Annotated in this window: 21 protein-coding genes; 8 read left to right on the forward strand and 13 right to left on the reverse strand. The window is 60.8% G+C overall.

Features of this window, described 5'->3' with window-relative positions:
- Both FEM54_RS04255 and FEM54_RS04260 read right to left on the reverse strand, forming a co-directional pair.
- On the reverse strand, positions 1-200 hold a 200-nt coding region (locus FEM54_RS04255; protein WP_138449637.1), incomplete at its 3' end, for a 2-thiouracil desulfurase family protein.
- A 2-nt stretch (positions 201-202) separates the two neighbouring features.
- Positions 203-835: a 2OG-Fe(II) oxygenase gene (locus tag FEM54_RS04260; protein WP_026013871.1), complete on the reverse strand. Its 633-nt coding sequence runs from the start codon at positions 833-835 to the stop codon at positions 203-205.
- Between the two features lie 131 nt (positions 836-966).
- Here FEM54_RS04260 and FEM54_RS04265 point away from each other — a divergent pair, with 131 nt between their 5' ends.
- A complete protein-coding gene (locus FEM54_RS04265; RefSeq protein WP_138449639.1) occupies positions 967-1,719 on the forward strand; it encodes a DUF2059 domain-containing protein in 753 nt (250 codons plus the stop codon).
- A gap of 133 nt (positions 1,720-1,852) precedes the next feature.
- Here the strand turns inward: FEM54_RS04265 and bipL are convergent, their stop codons facing one another.
- A complete protein-coding gene (bipL, locus tag FEM54_RS04270; RefSeq protein ID WP_138449652.1) occupies positions 1,853-2,794 on the reverse strand; it encodes a phospholipase BipL in 942 nt (313 codons plus the stop codon).
- Between the two features lie 99 nt (positions 2,795-2,893).
- Between bipL and FEM54_RS04275 the strand changes: the two genes are divergently transcribed.
- The 4 genes from FEM54_RS04275 to FEM54_RS04290 all read left to right on the forward strand — a co-directional run bounded on the left by FEM54_RS04275 (position 2,894) and on the right by FEM54_RS04290 (position 5,550).
- A complete protein-coding gene (locus tag FEM54_RS04275; RefSeq protein WP_138449640.1) occupies positions 2,894-3,472 on the forward strand; it encodes a DUF6436 domain-containing protein in 579 nt (192 codons plus the stop codon).
- Between the two features lie 94 nt (positions 3,473-3,566).
- Positions 3,567-3,923, forward strand: a complete 357-nt coding sequence (locus FEM54_RS04280) for an EamA family transporter (protein WP_026013873.1) — start codon at positions 3,567-3,569, stop codon at positions 3,921-3,923.
- Complete coding sequence (locus FEM54_RS04285) at positions 3,923-4,336, forward strand: DMT family transporter (protein WP_017139520.1); 414 nt, start codon at positions 3,923-3,925, stop codon at positions 4,334-4,336. The genes FEM54_RS04280 and FEM54_RS04285 overlap by 1 nt, the downstream gene beginning before the upstream one ends.
- On the forward strand, positions 4,333-5,550 hold the full coding sequence (locus FEM54_RS04290; RefSeq protein ID WP_138449642.1) for a DegT/DnrJ/EryC1/StrS family aminotransferase: 1,218 nt from the start codon (positions 4,333-4,335) through the stop codon (positions 5,548-5,550). Before FEM54_RS04285 ends, FEM54_RS04290 begins: the two co-directional genes overlap by 4 nt.
- Here the strand turns inward: FEM54_RS04290 and FEM54_RS04295 are convergent.
- Together FEM54_RS04295 and FEM54_RS04300 are read right to left on the reverse strand one after the other, a co-directional pair.
- Positions 5,528-6,406: a hypothetical protein gene (locus tag FEM54_RS04295; protein ID WP_017139522.1), complete on the reverse strand. Its 879-nt coding sequence runs from the start codon at positions 6,404-6,406 to the stop codon at positions 5,528-5,530. The genes FEM54_RS04290 and FEM54_RS04295 overlap by 23 nt on opposite strands.
- Entirely contained in the window at positions 6,403-7,509 is a 1,107-nt protein-coding gene (locus FEM54_RS04300) for a GNAT family N-acetyltransferase (RefSeq protein WP_138449643.1), read from the reverse strand. The genes FEM54_RS04295 and FEM54_RS04300 overlap by 4 nt, the downstream gene beginning before the upstream one ends.
- Before the next feature lie 158 nt (positions 7,510-7,667).
- On the opposite strand from FEM54_RS04300, the gene FEM54_RS04305 reads away from it, so the two are divergent.
- On the forward strand, positions 7,668-10,022 hold the full coding sequence (locus FEM54_RS04305) for a penicillin acylase family protein (protein ID WP_138449645.1): 2,355 nt from the start codon (positions 7,668-7,670) through the stop codon (positions 10,020-10,022).
- Positions 10,023-10,128: 106 nt separating this feature from the next.
- On the opposite strand, the gene FEM54_RS04310 is transcribed toward FEM54_RS04305, so the two are convergent.
- The gene (locus FEM54_RS04310) at positions 10,129-11,037 is read right to left on the reverse strand and encodes an AraC family transcriptional regulator (protein ID WP_138449647.1); all 909 of its coding nucleotides are present in this window, start codon (positions 11,035-11,037) and stop codon (positions 10,129-10,131) included.
- Between the two features lie 99 nt (positions 11,038-11,136).
- On the opposite strand from FEM54_RS04310, the gene FEM54_RS04315 reads away from it, so the two are divergent.
- Positions 11,137-11,490, forward strand: a complete 354-nt coding sequence (locus FEM54_RS04315; protein ID WP_017139526.1) for a carboxymuconolactone decarboxylase family protein — start codon at positions 11,137-11,139, stop codon at positions 11,488-11,490.
- On the opposite strand, the gene FEM54_RS04320 is transcribed toward FEM54_RS04315, so the two are convergent.
- Positions 11,468-12,433 carry a GlxA family transcriptional regulator gene (locus FEM54_RS04320; protein ID WP_017139527.1) on the reverse strand — a complete coding sequence of 322 codons (966 nt, stop codon included), beginning with the start codon at positions 12,431-12,433 and terminating at the stop codon, positions 11,468-11,470. The two genes, FEM54_RS04315 and FEM54_RS04320, sit on opposite strands and share 23 nt — an antisense overlap.
- Before the next feature lie 256 nt (positions 12,434-12,689).
- Here FEM54_RS04320 and FEM54_RS04325 point away from each other — a divergent pair, with 256 nt between their 5' ends.
- Positions 12,690-13,331, forward strand: coding sequence for an HD domain-containing protein (locus FEM54_RS04325; RefSeq protein WP_138449648.1), 642 nt, complete (start codon positions 12,690-12,692; stop codon positions 13,329-13,331).
- Positions 13,332-13,462: 131 nt separating this feature from the next.
- Here the strand turns inward: FEM54_RS04325 and FEM54_RS04330 are convergent, their stop codons facing one another.
- From FEM54_RS04330 to FEM54_RS04355, 6 genes are all read right to left on the reverse strand, one after another.
- On the reverse strand, positions 13,463-14,347 hold the full coding sequence (locus tag FEM54_RS04330; RefSeq protein WP_056860728.1) for an ABC transporter permease subunit: 885 nt from the start codon (positions 14,345-14,347) through the stop codon (positions 13,463-13,465).
- A complete protein-coding gene (locus FEM54_RS04335) occupies positions 14,344-15,264 on the reverse strand; it encodes an ABC transporter permease subunit (protein ID WP_017139530.1) in 921 nt (306 codons plus the stop codon). The genes FEM54_RS04330 and FEM54_RS04335 overlap by 4 nt, the downstream gene beginning before the upstream one ends.
- Positions 15,261-16,403 (reverse strand): ABC transporter ATP-binding protein, encoded by a 1,143-nt coding sequence (locus tag FEM54_RS04340; protein WP_003195240.1) that lies wholly within the window; start codon positions 16,401-16,403, stop codon positions 15,261-15,263. Before FEM54_RS04340 ends, FEM54_RS04335 begins: the two co-directional genes overlap by 4 nt.
- Positions 16,404-16,468: 65 nt before the next feature.
- Entirely contained in the window at positions 16,469-17,563 is a 1,095-nt protein-coding gene (locus tag FEM54_RS04345; RefSeq protein WP_017139531.1) for a polyamine ABC transporter substrate-binding protein, read from the reverse strand.
- A 164-nt stretch (positions 17,564-17,727) separates the two neighbouring features.
- A complete protein-coding gene (locus tag FEM54_RS04350; protein ID WP_026013874.1) occupies positions 17,728-18,822 on the reverse strand; it encodes a polyamine ABC transporter substrate-binding protein in 1,095 nt (364 codons plus the stop codon).
- 195 nt (positions 18,823-19,017) lie between these two features.
- The coding region (locus FEM54_RS04355) for an aminotransferase class III-fold pyridoxal phosphate-dependent enzyme (protein ID WP_138449650.1) at positions 19,018-19,735 on the reverse strand (718 nt) is incomplete at its 5' end.

Below are 19,735 nucleotides of genomic sequence, written 5' to 3' on the forward strand. Positions count from 1 at the left end.
TCCCACACATCAATGCCCTGCCCGCCCGGGATCTCGGCGGAGGGACGCGGTGTCGGCAAACCGCCTGATACTTCCGGGCAAATCGCAACCACCCGGCCTTCGGCCTGCCAGGCCGCCAATTGATCGAAGGGGCCGCTGGCGCCACCGTCGTAGCGCACCTTGTGCCCGAGCAGGCAGCGGCTGATCAGAATCTTTTGCATGGTTAAAACGGCTCGTTACCGCGTCGGCGAAACCAGCCGGTCAGGGACAGGCGTTCGCGCGTGGCGGGCAGGACTTCGTGGGGCACCTCCCCGGACAGGAACACCACCAGGCTACCGCCGGTGGGTACCACATCGTATTCCACGCCGCCCTTGAGGTACATGCGCAACTGGCCGCCATGCTCAGGTAACCAGGCGTCATTCAAATAGACCACTGCCGAGACCATGCGCCGGTCATCGTCGCGAAAACGGTCCAGGTGCTTGAGGTAAAACGCCCCTGGCGGATACATCGCGAAGTGGCTTTCGAAATCTTCCAGGCCCAGGAACAGGCTGCGGTTCATGGCCAGGCGCAGGCTGTCCATCACGCTCATGTATGTCTCGCAGACAGCGGCGTCGCCCTCCTCCAGCCACTGGATATGGTCGCCGCGAATGCCCTCGCGTATCTCCTGCGCGGGTCCGCGTCCTACAGCCGCCGGAGCCAATTCACCCTCAGCCGCACGTTTACGGCACTCAGCCGCCAACTCCAGGGTCAGAGCCTGGGGCAGGAAGCCGTTCTGCTGCGACCAACCTTTTTCGGCCAGGTCGTCGACGATGCGTTGCAGCAGCGGGTGTTCGAGGGATATTTGCATGGCGCGCATAGTATCCATACGCCTATGAATCCGACAGAGCCGCCGAGCGTCTGAACACACTTTAGTCAGGTGACTGATAGGATTTCTCGACAAATCCTACGCCCGACACGGACAATAGTGGCCGACTGACAGGAGTCCCTATGCGTCGTTTGTTTTTTTCCTTGCTGATGTTCTGCGTTTTGCCCGCCTGGGCAGACGGCCATGACCAGTTGTACAAGGTCGCCGGCTGGGCCGAACAACGTGCGCATTTTAATGACGCCCTGAGTGCCGCACAGCAACGCTATCGCAATAGCCTGCCGCCGGCGGTGTACCAGGCGCTGGTGGATAACAGCAATAAACGCTTCGCCGCCCAGGCCGTGGACCAGCGGGCCGAGGCGCAATTGCGCAAAAATCTGGCGGACCCGAAACCTGCCCTGGCGTTTTTCCAGTCGCCGTTGGGTCGCAAAATCGTTGCAGCTGAATTGCTGGCCACGCGCCGCGACCAGTTGGCAAAAAATGCCAAGGGCCTGCCGCACATCGAAGCCGACGCCACCCGCAGCCTGATCATCGGCCACCTGGCCCAGGCGCTGCCGGCCCGTGAAGCCGGCGCAGAAGTCAGCCTGGCGATTGCCGGCGTAGCAGCCGACAGTTTGAGCCAGATGATTCCCGGCCTGTTGGGCGGCGGTCAGGCGCAAGGCATGTTGAACGGCCAACGTGAGCGGCTGATGCAGCAGATCGGCAATGACTTGAACAACACGCTGTTGTACGTCTATCGAGATTTGTCCGACCCGGAACTGGAAGAATTCGCCACGTTTGCGGAGTCGCCTGAAGGTCGGGCGTATTACAAGGCGGCGCTGGCCGCGATTCGCGCCGGACTTGCAGTAGGTCAAAGCACTTCCAGCCTGACGCAATAAGTAATGTGGAAACAGGCTTGTGTGGGAGCTGGCTTGCCTGCGATGGCATCAACCCGGTGTGCCTGATACAGCTAGGTGTCTGCATCGCAGCGATGCGGCGACCCGACAAGCCAGCTCCCACATTTGAACGGTGTTACTTCAGATGATCCGTCAGGAATTTGAAGTACTCTTCGCGAATCTCGGGGATCTCATTGGCCAAGTGATGCCGACCACGCGGCAACATCAACACCAGCGGCTGATCGAACTTGCCCCGCAGCACCTGCAAGTTGTGCTGCCAGTCCACCGTCATATCTTCCTCTCCCTGCACGATCACCGGCCGCCGTGGGCTTTGCGGCGCAGCTTCGATGCGTTTGATCCAACGCGCCAGCGCGCCCACCCACGCGGTCGGCAGTTGGCGCGGCTGTAGCGGGTCAGCTTCCAGGAAGGGTTTGAACTTGGGATCGTGGGTGTTCTCGCTGAACCGCCGCGCAATGCCTTTGACGAACGGGCGCAGCAGGTAATAGCTGACCTGCGACCAACCCCATGCACGCGGCCGTACCAGGGGCGAGAGCAGGAAGGTCTTGCCCTGGGCCGGGCTGTCGGCGCCGTGGTTGAGCAAATGGTCCACCACCACCGCGCCGCCGGTGCTTTGCCCGAACAGGTGCCACGGTTGCGGCAGTTGCAAGCTGTGGGCCTGCGCAAACAGCGCCTGCACCACGTCCTGGTACACCGCAAAATCGTCAATACTGGCGCGCTCGCCACTGGAAAGACCGTGGCCCGGCAAGTCGCAGGCGATCACCACAAAACCTTGATCCAGCGCCCAGTCCACCACATGCCGGTACAGGCCCATATGGTCGTAGAAGCCGTGGTACATGAACATTGTCGCCACCGGCGCAGACGGCCACCACACCTGCGCTACCACCTGGAAGCCATCCACTTCAAAACGGCCCAAACGGCTCACGACGGGTACTTTGCGCGCCGCCAGGTCCAGCCCATAGAAACGCTGGTAGACCCGCGCCTCGGCGCTGAGCGGTTGCGCATCCACCAGTGGCCGCAAGCTCTCGCGCAGATGATCGGGGTCAAAACTCACAGGCATAAAGGCTTCCAGACTGACGGTGAAGATGAATATCGAGCTGCGATATTCATCTGTCAGGGCAAGCATGGCAAGCTACGCGACCTTCGAGGATAGTTCCGAATGCGACAACCCTACCGCTCCGCCTTGTTTGCCGGCCTGCTGTTGGTCATCTGCGCCGGCGTGCTGTGGGCGGCTTATGACTGGTTCCAGGGCCGCTATTTGCGCGCATTCAGCGAACACACCGCGGTGTTTTCCGGTGATGCCCTGCGCCTGCCCGCCGAACTGGCAGGCCCAGGCCCGATTCGCCTGGTGCACTTCTGGGACCCGGCCTGCCCCTGCAACGTCGGCAACCAGCAGCACCTGGGCGAACTGATCGAGCAATACGCGCCCCAGGGCGTCGAGTTCTATGCCCTGCAAAAGGCCGGCAGCCACGGCCAACTGCCCGACAATTTGCGCAAAATGAAACCGCTCAATGCCCTGTTCGGCGCCGACCAAGTGCCGGCGACTCCGGCCGTAGGCATTTGGGATCGCAGCGGCAAACTCGCGTACTTCGGGCCGTACAGCGAAGGGCTGACGTGCAATTCGAGCAACAGCTTTATCGAGCCTATCCTCAAAGCCCTGGAGGCCGGGCGCGAAGTCGATGCCACCCACACCCTGGCGGTGGGCTGCTATTGCCAGTGGAGCAAGGCGTCAAACTGAACGCCGGCTGTTCGACCGGCAAACTCCAGTCACCCCGCCGGCAGGCTCCTGTATTGTAAGCGTCCAGCGACATTGCAAGCAGACGCGAGACTCCATGAGCCAGTTAACCATCATCCTCTGGATGCTCAACGTTATCGTCGATACGTCCGGCCAACTGGCGTTCAAAGCCGCCGCCTCGGCCAGCGCCGAGCATGACGGCCTCGCCCACTGGAAACACATGCTCAAGCGCCCGTGGATCTGGCTGGGGGTGATCTGCTATGTCTTCGAATTCGTGTTGTGGCTGGCGTTCCTGACGCTGGTGCCGTTGTCGGTCGGCGTGATGCTGGGTTCGATCAACATCGTGGTGATCATGATTGCCGGGCGTTTCCTGTTCAAGGAAAGCCTGAGCAAATGGCGGTTGATCGGCATCATGCTGATCGCCTGTGGCGTGACCGTCGTAGGGTTTGAATGATGAAACGTTTTTATATCCTGGGTTTTCTCGCGCTGATCATTTTCGACACCTTGGCGCAGGTCAGTTTCAAATTTGCCTCGGTGCATGCCGAACCGTTGACCATGGACGTCGCGTGGCTGGCCCGGGTGTTTGGCGCACCGTGGATCTACGGCGCCTTTGTCGGCTATATCGGCGCGTTTTTTACCTGGATGACCTTGCTCAAATACGCGCCGGTAGGCCCGGCATTTGCCGCCTCGCACCTGGAGCTGATCAGCGTGACGCTGATCTCGGTCTGGCTGTTCGATGACACCCTGACCTGGCCGAAAATCATCGGCGGCGCGCTGATCATCGCGGGCATCCTGTGCCTGGCGCGCAGTGAAGACAAAGAGAGCAAAACCGTCGAGGCCGAACCTTCGCAGCCACTGGTGTCATGAACAAAGAAATCCCGCCCACCGCCGGCCTGCCCTTGCGCGGGCGGGACTTGCTCAGTTTATCGGGCGACCTCGCCCAGTCGCTGGCCCGCCAGTTTTCGATTCCACTGCCTGCACTGCCCTGCTCCGGCACCGCCGCGCTGATCATCGCCTTGCGCGTGTTGCAGCAGCGCATGCCTGGCCGCACTCGGCTGATTGTGCCTGCGTACACCTGCCCATTGGTGGCATTGGCCGCGCATTACTGCCCGCCGTTACGGGTGGTGCCCTGTGATTTGCAGCCCGGCAGCATTGACCTCGACGAGCAACACCTCAAGCAACTGTGCGACGACAGCACCCTGGCCGTGGTGGTCACCCACCTGGCCGGGCGCGTGGCCGATGTGGACGCCGCCAAGCGTATTGCCGAATCAGTCGGCGCCGTGGTGATCGAAGACGCCGCCCAAGCCCTGGGCGCCCTCGACGATGGCCGCAGCGTCGGGCTCAAAGGCGATGTGGGGTTTTTCAGCCTGGCGCTGGGCAAAGGCCTGACCACGGCCGAAGGCGGCGTGCTGTTCAGCCGCGACCCGGTGCTGCATCAGGCATTGCACCGCCAGTGCGCGCAAGACCTGCCCTTGAGCCTGCGCTGGGAGCTGCAACGCAGTGCCGAACTCTGGGGTTACGCGCTGCTTTACCAACCGCGCGGCTTGCACTACGTGTATGGCAAGGCGTTGCGCACGGCGCTGGCACAGGGTGATGAAGTGGCCGCCGTGGGTGATGATTTTTCGGTCAACGATATCCCGCTGCACCGCCTCGGCGGTTATCGGCAAAAGGTCGGTGCCGCCGCACTGGCGCGCTTGCCTGACTACTTGCAACAAGGCCGTACCCGCGCCTTACGCCGGGCGGCGCGCTTGAATGACTTACCCGGCGTCGCGGTGATCATGGACCGACTGGGGCAGCAAGGCACCTGGCCGTTTTTGATGGTGCTGATGCCGACCGCGCAGGCGCGTGATGCCGCCATGGCGCAACTGTGGACATCCGGGCTCGGCGTGACCCGCCTGTTTATCCACACCTTGCCGGACTACCCCGCCGTCGCCCCTTTGCTGCAACCGGGCGGCGACATTAGCCAGGCCCAGGCGTTTGCCAGCCGCACACTGTCGATCAGCAACAGCCATTGGCTGACGGACGAACACTTCGAAAGCGTATTCGCCCAGCTAAAAGCTATTGTCGCCACCCCTGATTGATACGCGCCACCAGCCGGCCATTCAGCTCGTTCTGCTGCTGTTGCCAGATCTGCACCTGCGCCGGCGGCAGTTCTTCCTGGCCATCGGAGGCACTTAACCAGCGTTTGAACTTGCTCTCATAGTGGTAAGCCGACACATCGCCGGTGATGTCCGCCCCGATGATCCGGCCCTGGCAAGCGTCGATCAGATCGTTCAAATGCTGCTCCAGAAACTCGCCCTGGTCCCAATTGGTGTTGACCACTTCGGGGCTCAGCACGTCTTTGTCGATGGACAGGTAAACCGGCAGTGAACGGTCGAACTGCGCGAGGAACGCACGCATCAGCTCATCGGCGTTGCCGAACGCACGGTTGCTGCGCCCGGCGCCGATCCAGTTCATCCAGCGCGTGTCGACGTTGACGTTCCAGTAAGTCAGCTTGCGCTTGAGCAGCGGCGACCAGTGATTCTCCCAGGCATGGCCCAGGCCGATATCCTGGGAACCGATGCCCAACACATGCACATGCTCGACCTGTGGCAAACGGCTGGCCCAGTAAACCCATGAGCCACAATGGATGCCGAACGGGTAGCGCATGTTGTCAGGGTGGTTGTCGCAAATGATCAGTTGGAATTTCTGCTGCGTCGGCAGGCGGTTCAACAGCAGCTGGCTGAGGTGGTGATAATCGCCGCTGCCGGTGAACACACAGCCGTAATCGCTGGGCATCTGCGCGTGCAGGGCGGTTTCCAGCTCCTTGAACTGCGCCCAGCGGCAACCGAAGCGGATTTTTTCCTGCCAGGCCTGCATGGGCAAGGTAATCGCGCCGGGAATGTCACTCACGGCACTGTCAAAATCGAGGATCAGCGGCGCGCGGTCCTGGCTCATTGGGATTTCTCCTGCTGCCACTGCGCATCGCTTTCAAAGTGATGGCGGAAACGGTTGCCGAGCTTGCGCAGCAACGGGTTGCGGATCCAGACCAGATGACGGGTGAAGGTAAAGTCGGCGCCGAGGCTGGCCTTGACCTGCGGGTCGGTCCAACCCGCCACATAAAATTTCAGCCCATTGGCCACGGCGTATTCCAGGTTCACAAACCAGCTGACGAAGTACAGGTTGAATTCCAACGCTTGTGGGTAGTTGAGCCCGATGTACTTGTCGAGCAGCTTGTCGCCCTCTACGTAGCACAGGTTGTAGCCGATCAGTTCGTCGCAGTGCCAGTAGCAGAACACCCGCCCGTTGCTGGCGGCGTCCTGCAACAAGCTGCGGAAAAACGCCGGGGTCAGCAGGTCAAAGTGAATCTCGCTCTGGTCGTACACCGCCTTGTACAGGCCGTACAACTGCGCAAGCCACGCCTCATCGTTGAAGCGCGCATCGCCAGTGTCCAGGACTTCCACCCGCAACGCCTCGCGGCTGCGCAGTTTGCGTCGGATATTGCGTCGACGGCTGTGGGACAAACGCGCCAGGTACTCGTCGATGGTGCTGAAGTTGATCGGCACATAGGCCAGCGCCTGGCCTTCGAGGCAGATAAAGCCGCGCCGGGTACAGTCCTCGATCAAGGCTTGGGCGTAGCGGTTGTCTGCATCGCTGAGCAGCGGCGAGTCACAGGGCAGATCTTTGACGACTGTGAGTTTGCGCTGCGGCGCGCACTCTTCTTGCAGCCACTGCGCGAGGTCCTGGGGTGGCACGTTGCGGGGCAATGGCGAATATTCGCTGACCGTGGTGCCGACAAAGCAGCTGTCGATGCGCAGCCACGCATTCCAAAGACCAAACCCGGGCCAACCGCGCACACGGTTCACGAACTCGTCTTCAGCCGTCGTCAGCAGGTCAAATGGCGTGAAGAAGTACGGCAGGCCCTGGGCGGACAGCCGGGCGTCAAAGCCCTGTGGCGGGTGCTGCAAAAACCGGCCGATCAACGAGGGCGCTTCCAGGCAGCACGCGTAGGCAACCTCGGGGCGGCTGGAGTCTGGGGTAGGTTGCGTGGCGCAAGTCATGGAAAAAAGCTCAAAGATGACCGGCGCAATAGTAGCGTAGTCGACACATTCGGCACTTGAACCTCGGCTGTCGCTGCGGCGTATCAGCAATTCCCGCAGTTCTCGCCAAACCGATTAGACTCCGTTGACCTTCAAGGTGACTGACTCAAGGACCGTCCATGAAACGCAGCCTGACCGTGCTCGCTATCCTGATTGCCGCCCTCTTGGCCGGCGCTGGCTGGTATGTGTACAGCAAGCAACCGACCCGCCAGGGCACCGAGACACTGGCCAACCTGCAAGGCGCGGTCACGGTGCGTTATGACGACCGTGGCGTGCCGCACATTCGCGCCGAGAACGAGACCGACCTGTACCGCGCCCTGGGCTATGTGCATGCCCAGGACCGGCTGTTCCAGATGGAAATCATGCGGCGCCTGGCCCGTGGCGAGCTGGCCGAGGTGCTGGGGCCGAAGGTGCTGGAGACCGACAAGCTGTTTCGCAGCCTGCGCATTCGCGAGCGCGCCTTGAGTTACGTCGAGCACATGGACCACGACTCGGCAGCCTGGAAGGCCTTGCAAGCCTACCTGGATGGCATCAACCAATATCAGGACAGCCACGCCAGCCCCGTGGAGTTTGACGTGCTGGGCATTCCTAAACGACGGTTTACCGCCGAAGACACCATCAGTGTTGCCGGGTATATGGCCTACAGCTTTGCTGCCGCGTTTCGTACCGAGCCGCTGCTGACTTACGTGCGCGACCAGCTCGGCAGCGACTACCTGAAAGTCTTCGACCTCGACTGGCAACCCAAGGGCGCCCTCAACCTGGCCGCCAGTGACTGGAAATCCCTCGGCGCCCTTGCCACCTTGAGCGACAAGGCCCTGGCCGACAACGGTTTGCCGCAGTTCGAAGGCAGCAACGCCTGGGCCATCAGCGGCAGCCGCACCAAAAGCGGCAAACCGTTGCTGGCCGGTGACCCGCATATCCGTTTCTCGGTGCCGTCGGTGTGGTACGAGGCGCAATTGTCGGCGCCAGGTTTTGAGCTGTACGGCTATCACAACGCACTGGTGCCGGTGGCGTTCCTGGGACACAACCTGGATTTCGGCTGGAGCCTGACCATGTTCCAGAACGATGACCTCGACCTGATCGCCGAAAAGGTCAACCCGGACAACCCCAACCAGGTCTGGTACCACGGCCAATGGGTCAACATGACCAGCAGCGAACAGCAGATTGCGGTCAAGGGCCAGGCGCCGGTGACGCTCACCCTGCGTCAGTCGCCCCACGGCCCGATCATCAATGACGTGCTGGGCGAGAATGCCGGCAGCACGCCGATTGCCATGTGGTGGGCGTTCCTCGACACCGAAAACCCTATCCTCGAAGGCTTCTACGAACTCAACCGCGCCGACACCCTGGCCAAAGTGCGCGCCGCCGCTGCCAAGGTGTCCGCGCCGGGCCTGAATATCGTGTGGGCGAATGCCAAGGGCGATATCGGTTGGTGGGCGGCGGCGCAGTTGCCGATCCGCCCGGCCGGCGTTAACCCGGCATTCATTCTCGACGGCAGCACCGCCCAGGCGGACAAATTGGGCTTCTACCCGTTCAGCGCCAACCCACAGGAAGAAAACCCGGCCCGTGGTTATGTGGTGTCGGCCAACGCCCAACCGGCCTCACCCACCGGCATGGAAATCCCTGGTTACTACAACCTCGCCGACCGCGGCCAGCAGTTGAACACGCAGTTGAGCGATAAAAGCGTGAAGTGGGACGTGAACAACAGCCAGGCCTTGCAATTGGGCACCACCACCGCCTACGGCCCACGCCTGCTGGCGCCGCTGTTGCCGGTGCTGCGTGAAGTGGTCAAGGACCCGGCGCAGTTGAAACTGGTGGAGCAGCTTGCAAGCTGGAGAGGCGACTACCCGCTGGACTCCACCAGCGCCACGCTGTTCAACCAGTTTCTGTTCAACCTCACCGACGCGGCCTTCCACCCGAAACTGGGCGATGCGATGTTCAAAACCCTGATCACCACGCGGGTGATCGACGCCGCACTGCCACGCCTGGCCGCCTCGGCGGACTCGCCATGGTGGAACGGCAAGCGCGCGGACACGGTAAAACTCGCCTGGGACAACAGCCTCGCGCACCTCAAGGCCACCTTTGGCGATGACCCGTCGCAATGGCAGTGGGGCAAGGCCCATACCCTGACCCATGGGCATCCGTTGGGCATGCAGAAGCCACTGGACAAGATTTTCAACGTCGGCCCATTCCCGGCGCCCGGCACCCACGAAGTGCCGAATAACCAATCGGCCATGATCGGCCCTGCGCCGTGGCCCGTGACCTATGGCCCGTCGACCCGGCGCCTGATCGACTTTGCCGACCCGGCCCATGCATTGACCATCAACCCCGTGGGGCAAAGCGGGGTGCCGTTTGACTCGCACTATGGCGACCAGGCGGAAACCTATATCGAGGGTGGGTACGAGCAGGCGCATTTCAGTGAGGAAGAGGTGACGGCGAATACCCGTGGCACGCTGAAGCTGTTGCCTGCCCGGTAACAGCCTGTAAACCCGATCAATGTGGGAGCTGGCTTGTGTGGGAGCTGGCTTGCCTGCGATAGCATCAACTCGGTCCATCAGGCAGACCGAGTTGATGCTATCGCAGTTAGTCTGTGTTCGCCCGCATCCGCCCCGGCGCCTCGCCATAGGTTTCCTTGAACTTCTTGCTGAACGCCGCCTGGGACTGGTAACCCACCTGCGCCGCGATATCCAGCAGGCTCAGGCGCGACTGGCGCAGCAGGTTGAATGCCAGCTCCATGCGCAGCTGCGTCAGCAGCACCCACGGCGACACGCCCGCGACTTTCACAAACGCCCGCATGAAGGTTGCCCGCGACATGGTGGCGGCTGCCGCCAGGCTGTCGATGGTCCACTCATGGCCGGGCTCGGCCAGCATCGCCTGCCAGGCTTTGCTCAGGCGCTTGTCGGCGAGCAACGCGAAGGTGCCCGCCACCGGCGCCTGGCGGGTCAGCCAGGTGCGCAGGATCAGAGTGAACAAGGCCGACGACAGCGCGTCGATAAACGAGCGTGCGCCCAGTTGCTGGCCGTCCGCCTCGCTGCGCAGTAAAGCAATCAACGCGGCCAACTGCCCATCGCCCTGCCACTCACGGCTGGATACCACCAAAAATTCCGGCAACGCACCAAGCAACAACGACTGGCGGTTGTAGTGAAAGTTGCCGCAGAGCATATCCACGTCCGGCTGCTCTCCTCCCAGGCGGTGGATCGGCAACAGGCCGCCCTCGATGACGGTCTGCGCCACCGGCTTGACCCGCGCGCCCTGGCTGCGTACCAGGTGCGTCGCGCCACCGGGCATCAACAGGATGTCGCCCTCCTCCAGCGTCACCTGCTGGCCGCCCGACAACTCGGCGTGGCAGGTGCCCGCCAGCACAATGTGATACGGCGCCACGCCCAGCGGCTCAGGCCCGTGGTCCATGGCCCACGCGCCCTGGAACTGGCAGCGCAGATCCAGACTGCCGCGCAGGTTGGCCAACGCAATCAGGGTGTCGATGGAGTTCATTTGCGAGCATCGGTCAAAAAGGTGAGTGGATCGAACAAAAGCGCCAAACCTGAACCGCGCACACTGGCTTCACACCCAACCCGTTCAGGAGTTACCGCAATGTTCAATAACTGGTCCAACTTGCTTGCTAACGTGAATAAAACCTTTGGCGCGCTGGGCAAGAGCAACCCGAAGATGGTCAAAGCCTACATGGCGCTGGGCGAGGCTGCCGAGGAAAACCAAGTACTCGACGCCAAGACCCGTGAGCTGATTTCCATCGCCGTGGCCATCACCACGCGCTGCGACGGCTGTATCGCCGCGCATGCCGACGCGGCGATCAAGGCCGGCGCGACCCGAGAAGAAGTTGCCGCCACCCTGGCCACCGCCATCTCGCTGAATGCCGGTGCTGCGTACATCTATTCGCTGCGCGCGCTGGAAGCCTACGACACGCTCACACCGGCGCCGCAAAGTTAAGCCGGAACTGTTGCGGCGTCACGCCCAGCCGGCGGTTGAACACACTGCGCATGTGCTGGGCGTCACGGAAACCGCATTGATAGGCCACAGTCTTGAGCGGTGCGGGGCTGCTTTCGAGCATCACCCGCGCCGCGTCCACTCGCGCCCGCTCGACAAACTCGGCAGGCGTTATGCGCGCCTCACGAGCAAATACCCGAGAGAAATTACGCGCACTCATGTTGGCCGCCTTGGCCAGATCGGCAATGGTCAAATCCCCGGTCAAGTTCGCCAGTACGTAAAGCTGCACCAACGCCACCGCCGAAGTGCTTTCGGCGTGAGGCGTGAGGAACGGGCTGAACTGCGACTGCCCGCCCGAGCGCTGGGTGAACACCACCAGTCGCTTGGCCACGCTCAGCGCAACTTCCGGGCCGTGATCCTGGGCCAGCAGGTACAGCGACAGGTCAATGCCGGCCGTGACGCCCGCCGAGGTGTAGAGATTACCGTCCTGCACGTAGAGACGGTCGGCATCCACCTGGGCCGAGGGGCACAGGCGCGCCAGGTCGGCGGCATCGTTCCAGTGCGTGGTGACGGTTTTGCCATCGAGCAACCCGGCGCGCGCCAGCATGAAGGCGCCATTGCAGATCGAGCCAAAGCGCTGTGCGCGGGCGGCGGCACCGCGCAGCCAATCATCAAACTGGGCGCCGAAATCCTCGAAGGGCAGCTGAGGGCCACCAGCGACCAGCAGCAAGTCGTAGGCTTGCAGGGCTTCGGGGTAATGCCGATGGGCCTGCAATGAAAGGCCGTTAGAGGCGGCCATCGTACCGTGGCCCAGGCCGATCACTTCAAGCTGATAATGGTCTTCGGGCAGCAGGAAACGGTTGGCCTCGCAGAACACATCCATGGGGCCGGTCACGTCCAGTGACTGGACGCCGGGGAAGATCAGGATGGCGACGGTTTTGCCCATGAACAACACACCTTCTACTGGAGGAACATAAACCCCTGTGGGAGCTGGCTTGCCTGCGATGGCCTCCCCTCAGTCTAACTGACAGACCGAGTCGTCAGCATCGCAGGCAAGCCGGCTCCCACATTTGACCGCATGTGGCTTGATATCGAGCCACATTGGCCGACATCGCACCCTCGCCGCGATAGCCCCATCGCGGGTACGCGACCAGACTTCACTCATCGGCGCCACCCCCGGCGCTTTGTTGAGGAGAACGACCATGAGCAACGCCATCGCAGGCATCCAGATCCCGGACAGCGCCCTGGCCAAGGCCACCACCGAATACATCCGCGACGTCGAGTCCGACTTGCTTTACCACCACTCGCGCCGGGTGTTTCTGTTCGGTGCCCTGAGTGGTGAGCGCAAGCAGTTGGCCTACAACCCGGAACTGCTTTACGTCGGCGCGATGTTCCATGACCTGGGCCTGCTCGAAGGCCATCGCAGTGACAACGAGCGTTTCGAAGTGGACGGCGCCAACGCAGCGGCCGCGTTCCTCAAGCCTTACGGGCTGAGCGATGACGATATCGAACAAGTCTGGCTGTCGATCGCCCTGCACACCACGCCGGGTGTACCGCAGCACTTGCGCCCGACCGTGGCGCTGGTGACCGCTGGTGTCGAGATGGATGTGCTGGGCATGGACTACGCCGCCTTTTCCAGCGTGCAGCGCGAGGCCGTGGTGCATGCGCATCCACGCGGCGAAGGGTTCAAGGAATGCATCATCTGCGCGTTTGCCGACGGCTTGCGCCATCGCCCGCGGACCACGTTTGGCAACGTGAAGACCGATGTGTTGGTGGATCAGGAGCCGGGGTTCAAGCCGATGAACTTTGTCGAGGTGATTCGCAAATCGCCGTGGGCTGCATAGCTGACTTGAAATGCAATCAAATGTGGGAGCTGGCTTGCCTGCGATAAGGCCATGTCAGTCGACTCATCCTTCGACTGACACACCGCTATCGCAGGCAAGCCAGCTCCCACATTGTTTACGTGTTGCGCCAGTTAGACCGGCGCAGGCGCCCGGCGCTTGTCCGGTTGCTGCCAACCGTCCGCCGCCGCTTCTTCGATGGCTTGTTGGATCGCCTTCTTGCGCATCTCTTCGGCCCGACGGCTGAAGAACCACACCAGGAAGGTCACCAGCGACACCGCCAGCAGAATCAAACTGGCCACGGCGTTGATCTCGGGTTTAACCCCCAGACGTACTGCCGAGAACACTTCCATCGGCAACGTAGTCGAACCCGGCCCCGACACGAAGCTGGCCAGTACCAGGTCGTCCAGCGACAGCGCGAACGACATCATGCCGCCCGCTGCCAGGGACGGCGCGATCATCGGGATGGTGATCAGGAAGAACACCTTCCATGGCCGTGCACCCAAGTCCATCGCCGCTTCTTCGATCGACAGGTCCAGCTCACGCAAGCGCGCCGACACCACGACCGCCACATACGCCGCACAGAACGTGGTGTGGGCGATCCAGATGGTGACGATGCCACGTTCCTGGGGCCAGCCGATCATCTGCGCCATCGCCACGAACAGCAGCAACAGCGACAGACCGGTGATCACTTCGGGCATCACCAATGGCGCAGTCACCAGGCCGCCGAACAGCGTGCGGCCCTTGAAGTGGCTGATACGGGTCAGCACGAACGCCGCCAGCGTACCCAATGCCACCGCCGCAACGGCGGTGTAGCAGGCGATTTCCAGAGAGCGTGCCACCGAGCCCATCAACTGGGTGTTGTCCAGCAAGCCCACGTACCACTTGATCGACCAACCGCCCCACACCGTCACCAGTTTGGATTCGTTGAACGAGTAGATCACCAGGATCAGCATCGGCAGGTAGATAAACAGCAACCCCGCTACCAGCATGAAACTCGAGAAACTGAAGCGCTTCATATCTTGCCCTCCATCTCTTTGGCTTGGCTGCGGTTAAACAGGATGATCGGCACGATCAGGATCGCCAGCATCACCACCGCCAGGGCAGACGCCACCGGCCAGTCACGGTTGTTGAAGAATTCTTGCCACAGCACTTTACCGATCATCAGGGTTTCCGGGCCGCCGAGCAGTTCAGGAATCACGAACTCGCCCACCACCGGGATAAACACCAGCATGCAACCGGCGATGATGCCGTTCTTGGACAGCGGCACGGTGATTTTCCAGAAGCTGTTGAAGGTGCTCGAACCCAGGTCCGATGCGGCTTCCAGCAGGCTCTGGTCGTGTTTAACCAGGTTGGCGTACAGCGGCAGGATCATGAACGGCAGGTACGAATAGACCACGCCGATATACACCGCAATGTTGGTGTTGAGGATCTGCAGCGGCTCGTTGATCAGCCCGATGGACATCAGGAAGCCGTTGAGCAACCCGTTGTTGCTGAGGATGCCCATCCACGCATACACGCGGATCAGGATCGCGGTCCAGGTCGGCATCATGATCAGCAGCACCAGCACGGTCTGCATCTCTTTGCGCGCGCTGGCAATGGCGTAGGCCATCGGGTAGCCGATCAACAGGCACAAAATCGTGCTGAAAAACGCCATCTTCAGCGAGCCGAGGTAGGCGGCGATGTACAACTCATCGTCGCCGAGCATCGCGTAGTTGCCCAGGTTGAGCACCAATTGCAGCTTTTGCTCAACGAAGGTGTAGATCTCGGTGTAAGGCGGGATCGCCACGTCGGCTTCGGCAAAGCTGATCTTCAGGACGATGAAGAACGGCAGCGCAAAAAACAGGAACAGCCAGAGGAAAGGGATCCCGATGACCACATGCCGGCCACCGGGTGTTATTCGTTGCAGCTGGCGTTTGAACTTCTTCATGTTCATGAGCGAAGTACCACGCCGCTGTCGTCTTCCCACCACACGTACACCTGGTCACCCCAGGTTGGGCGCTGGCCACGGCGTTCGGCGTTGGCCACGAAGGACTGCACCAGCTTGCCGCTTGGCAGTTCCACGTAGAACACCGAATGGCCGCCCAGGTAGGCGATGTCGTGCACCTTGCCGCTGGACCAGTTGTGCTCGCAGGTCGGCATTTCGGTGGTGACCAGCAGCTTTTCCGGGCGGATCGCGTAGGTCACCGACTTGTCTTCCACCGAGGTGGCGATGCCGTAGCCCACGTAGATGTCGCGGTCCAGGTCCGGGCACTTGAGCACCGCGTGGCCTTCGGCGTCGTCCACCACTTGGGTGTCGAAAATGTTCACGTTGCCGATGAACTCGCACACCAGGCGGCTGGTTGGGGTTTCGTAGATGTCGATCGGGCTGCCGATCTGCGCGATCCAGCCCAGGTGCATGATCGCGATGCGCTCGGCCATGGTCATGGCCTCTTCCTGGTCGTGGGTCACCATCACGCAGGTCACGCCCACGCGCTCGATGATTTCCACCAGTTCCAGCTGCATCTGCGAACGCAGCTTTTTGTCCAATGCGCCCATCGGCTCATCGAGCAGCAGCAGTTTCGGGCGCTTGGCCAGGGAACGTGCCAACGCCACACGCTGGCGCTGGCCACCGGACAGCTGGTGCGGCTTGCGCTTGGCGTACTGGCTCATCTGCACCAGCTTGAGCATCTCGGCCACGCGGGCGTCGACTTCAGCCTTGGGGATCTTGTCCTGTTGCAGGCCGAAGGCGATGTTCTGCGCCACGGTCATGTGTGGGAACAAGGCGTAGGACTGGAACATCATGTTGATCGGCCGCTCGTAGGGCGGCATGTCGGTGATGTCCACACCGTCGAGGTAGATGCGACCTTCCGTTGGGCGCTCGAAGCCTGCGAGCATGCGCAGCAGGGTGGATTTGCCCGAACCCGAGCCGCCGAGCAAGGCGAAGATCTCGCCTTTTTTGATTTCCAGGGACACATCGTCCACGGCAATCGTCTCGTCGAACTTCTTCGTGACCCGGTCGATTTTGACCAACACCTTTTTCGGTGTCTGGTCGCCCTCGAGGGCTTTCTTATAGGCGCCGGAGGCAACTGCCATTTACGAAACTCCCAACAAAATTTGAGGTTCGCCCAAGACGGGCAAAACCTTGGATAGTTTGAGCTTTACTTGCCCGTCTTGACCTTGGTCCAGCTACGGGTCATTAAACGTTGCACTTTCGGGGGTAGCTCGAAGTTGACGAACGTCCGGTCGAGAACCGCCTGCGGTGGGTAAACCGCTGCGTCAGTGCGTATCGATTGCTCCATCAGTTTGTCCGCGCCTGGGTTAGGGTTGGCGTAACCGACTTGATCACTGACCTGAGCGATCACCTCAGGTTGCAGTAAATAGTTGATGAAGGCGTGGGCCTCTTTGACGTTGGTGGCGTCCTTGGGAATCGCCAGCACGTCAAACCACAAATTGCCGCCTTCTTTGGGAATCGTGTAGGCGATGTTCACGCCTTTGCCAGCCTCGGCCGCACGGGCCTTGGCCTGGAACACATCACCGGAGAAACCGGCTGCCACGCAAATGTTGCCGTTGGCCAGGTCCGAGATGTATTTGGAAGAATGGAAATAGGTCACGTAGGGCCGCACTTTGAGCAGCTTCTCTTCGGCCTTCTTGTAGTCTTCAGGGTTGGTGCTGTTGGGGTTCAGGCCCATGTAGTTGAGCACCGCCGGCAGCATTTCATCGGCCGAGTCCATGAACGAAACGCCACAGGTGGCGAGCTTCTTCATGTTCTCCGGCTCGAACAGCACGGCCCAGGAATCGATATGGTCGACGCCCAGCACTTCTTTGACTTTATCGACGTTGTAGCCAATGCCGTTGGTACCCCACAGGTACGGCACGGAATACTGGTTACCTGGATCGTTCTTTTCCAGGCGCTTTAGCAGCGCCGGGTCGAGGTTGGCATAGTTTGTCAGCAATGACTTATCGAGCTTCTGGAACGCGCCAGCCTTGATCTGCTTGCCGAGAAAATGGTTGGACGGCACCACCACGTCGTAACCGGTACGACCGGCGAGCAACTTGCCTTCCAGGGTTTCGTTGGAATCAAACACGTCATACACGGGCTTGATGCCTGTCGCCTTTTCAAAGTTGGCCAGGGTGTCCGGGCCAATGTAGTCCGACCAGTTATAAATATGCACCGTCGGTGCGGCCTGCACGCTCACAGCCAGCGTGATACCTGCACCCACCAGCATGGCTTTGCGAAATAAAGAAATTGGCAAGTGGAGGTCCTCTTAAATAGTTGGGCCTTAAAGTTGTTGCCCGGCAACAAAACCGGCGCGCAACTTACCCTCGATAAACCGATCCGGCAAAACTTTCTGTCATTTAATTTTTGTGAACGGGTTTGTGCAGGAGCGGGCAAGCCCGCTCCCACAGGTTTCAACGTTTATTTACCCGATTTGATCTTGGTCCAGCTGCGTGTCATTTCACGCTGGGTTGCAGCCGGCAAGTCAGCAATGGCGTAGAGCTTGGCCTGCACATCGGCTGGCGGGTAGATGCCCGGGTCGCTGGTGATGTCTTTGTCGACCAGTGCGGTAGCCTTCTCGTTACCGTTCGGGAAACGCACGCTGTTGGTGATCGAGGCCATGACTTCCGGCTTGAGCAGGTAGTTCATGAACTTGTAGGCGGCGTCGACGTTTTCGGCATCTTTAGGGATGGCGACCATGTCGAAGAAGCTGCCGGCGCCTTCTTTCGGAATGTCGTAGGCCACTTTGACCTTGCCACCGGCTTCAGCCGCGCGGGACTTGGCCTGCTGGATGTCACCCGAGTAACCCACGGCTACGCAGATGTTGCCGTTGGCCAGGTCCGAGATGTACTTGGACGAGTGGAAGTAGCCGATCGATGGACGCAGCTTGAGGAACAGGTCTTCAGCTTGCTTGAGGTCAGCTTTCTTCTGGGTGTCGGTCGGCAGGCCCAGGTAGTGCAGTGCCACCGGGAGCATTTCGGTTGGCGAATCAAGGAAGCTCACACCACAGCTTTTCAGCTTGGCGATGTTTTCAGGCTTGAGCAGCACGTCCCACGAGTCGATCTTGTCGATACCCAGTGCAGCCTTGACCTTCTCCGGGTTGTAGCCGATGCCGATCGAGCCCCACATGTACGGGAAGGCGTGCTTGTTGTCCGGGTCGCTGATCGACACGGCTTTAAGCAGGGATTTGTTCAGGTTGTCGTAGTTAGGCAGCTTGGACTTGTCCAGCTCCTGATAGACACCGGCCTTGATCTGCTTGGCGAGGAAGTTGTTCGACGGCACGACGATGTCGTAACCGGACTTGCCTGCCAGCAACTTGGCTTCGAGGGTCTCGTTGCTGTCAAAAACGTCGTACACCACCTTGATGCCCGACTCTTTTTCAAAGTTGGCGATGGTGTCCGGTGCAATGTAGTCGGACCAGTTGTACACATGCAGGACTTTATCGTCTGCCTGGGCCGCGCCCGCCATTGCGCCCAACAGGGACAAGGCGAGGAGGGTCTTGCCAGCGTTCTTCAAACCTAATGCCTTCATTTGGTGATGCTCCAATTTTTCTTTTTTGGGCCACGTTCTTACAGTGTTAAGCGGCCCGTCTAAAGGGCAACAAAACAGGGCGACAGTCTGGCAAGTTCCGAGGCCGGCTTTCAACCAAAGCCTCATTTATAGCTGCTCAGAATGCAGCGCCCGAAAGCCGCTGCGTTCTGAGCCTAGCACTTAGCCCTGCAATGCCGCCAAAGTCAGGTCCAGGCAGTGGCGAGCCTTGGTCACCAGCTCGTCGATTTCCGCGTTGCTGATCACCAGCGGCGGCGAAATGATCATGGTGTCGCCCACGGCGCGCATGATCAGGCCATTCTCGAAGCAGAACGTGCGGCAGATCATGCCCACACCACGGCCTTCGTAACGTTTGCGCGTGGCCTTGTCCTGCACCAGCTCAATCGCCCCGAGCATGCCCACACCGCGCACTTCACCCACCAGCGGGTGATCAGCCAGTTCCCTCAGACGTTTCTGCAAATACGGTGCCGCTTCTTCGTGCACCCGCTTAATGATTTTTTCATCACGCATGATGCGGATGTTTTCCAGGGCCACGGCGGCGGCCACCGGGTGACCGGAATAGGTGAAGCCGTGGTTGAAATCGCCGCCTTCATTGAGCACGGCAACCACGTCGTCATGCACGATCAAGCCGCCCATGGGGATGTAACCCGAGGTCAGGCCTTTGGCGATGGTCATCATGTGGGGCTTGAGGTCGTAGAAATCACTGCCAAACCACTCACCGGTGCGGCCAAAACCGCAGATCACTTCGTCGGCGACGAACAGGATGTCGTACTTGGCGAGGATTTCCTTGATGCGCGGCCAGTAGGTCTCAGGCGGCACGATCACGCCACCGGCACCCTGGATCGGCTCGGCAATAAAGGCCCCGACGTTGTCCACGCCC

It is taken from the genome of Pseudomonas edaphica, assembly GCF_005863185.1.
Taxonomy (GTDB): domain Bacteria; phylum Pseudomonadota; class Gammaproteobacteria; order Pseudomonadales; family Pseudomonadaceae; genus Aquipseudomonas; species Aquipseudomonas edaphica.

Coding starts and splice junctions, on each gene's coding strand:
- FEM54_RS04260 (WP_026013871.1), bottom strand. CDS start 835: ATGCGCGCCATGCAAATATCCCTCGAACACCCGCTGCTGCAACGCATC.
- FEM54_RS04265 (WP_138449639.1), top strand. CDS start 967: ATGCGTCGTTTGTTTTTTTCCTTGCTGATGTTCTGCGTTTTGCCCGCC.
- bipL (WP_138449652.1), bottom strand. CDS start 2,794: ATGCCTGTGAGTTTTGACCCCGATCATCTGCGCGAGAGCTTGCGGCCA.
- FEM54_RS04275 (WP_138449640.1), top strand. CDS start 2,894: ATGCGACAACCCTACCGCTCCGCCTTGTTTGCCGGCCTGCTGTTGGTC.
- FEM54_RS04280 (WP_026013873.1), top strand. CDS start 3,567: ATGAGCCAGTTAACCATCATCCTCTGGATGCTCAACGTTATCGTCGAT.
- FEM54_RS04285 (WP_017139520.1), top strand. CDS start 3,923: ATGAAACGTTTTTATATCCTGGGTTTTCTCGCGCTGATCATTTTCGAC.
- FEM54_RS04290 (WP_138449642.1), top strand. CDS start 4,333: ATGAACAAAGAAATCCCGCCCACCGCCGGCCTGCCCTTGCGCGGGCGG.
- FEM54_RS04295 (WP_017139522.1), bottom strand. CDS start 6,406: ATGAGCCAGGACCGCGCGCCGCTGATCCTCGATTTTGACAGTGCCGTG.
- FEM54_RS04300 (WP_138449643.1), bottom strand. CDS start 7,509: ATGACTTGCGCCACGCAACCTACCCCAGACTCCAGCCGCCCCGAGGTT.
- FEM54_RS04305 (WP_138449645.1), top strand. CDS start 7,668: ATGAAACGCAGCCTGACCGTGCTCGCTATCCTGATTGCCGCCCTCTTG.
- FEM54_RS04310 (WP_138449647.1), bottom strand. CDS start 11,037: ATGAACTCCATCGACACCCTGATTGCGTTGGCCAACCTGCGCGGCAGT.
- FEM54_RS04315 (WP_017139526.1), top strand. CDS start 11,137: ATGTTCAATAACTGGTCCAACTTGCTTGCTAACGTGAATAAAACCTTT.
- FEM54_RS04320 (WP_017139527.1), bottom strand. CDS start 12,433: ATGGGCAAAACCGTCGCCATCCTGATCTTCCCCGGCGTCCAGTCACTG.
- FEM54_RS04325 (WP_138449648.1), top strand. CDS start 12,690: ATGAGCAACGCCATCGCAGGCATCCAGATCCCGGACAGCGCCCTGGCC.
- FEM54_RS04330 (WP_056860728.1), bottom strand. CDS start 14,347: ATGAAGCGCTTCAGTTTCTCGAGTTTCATGCTGGTAGCGGGGTTGCTG.
- FEM54_RS04335 (WP_017139530.1), bottom strand. CDS start 15,264: ATGAACATGAAGAAGTTCAAACGCCAGCTGCAACGAATAACACCCGGT.
- FEM54_RS04340 (WP_003195240.1), bottom strand. CDS start 16,403: ATGGCAGTTGCCTCCGGCGCCTATAAGAAAGCCCTCGAGGGCGACCAG.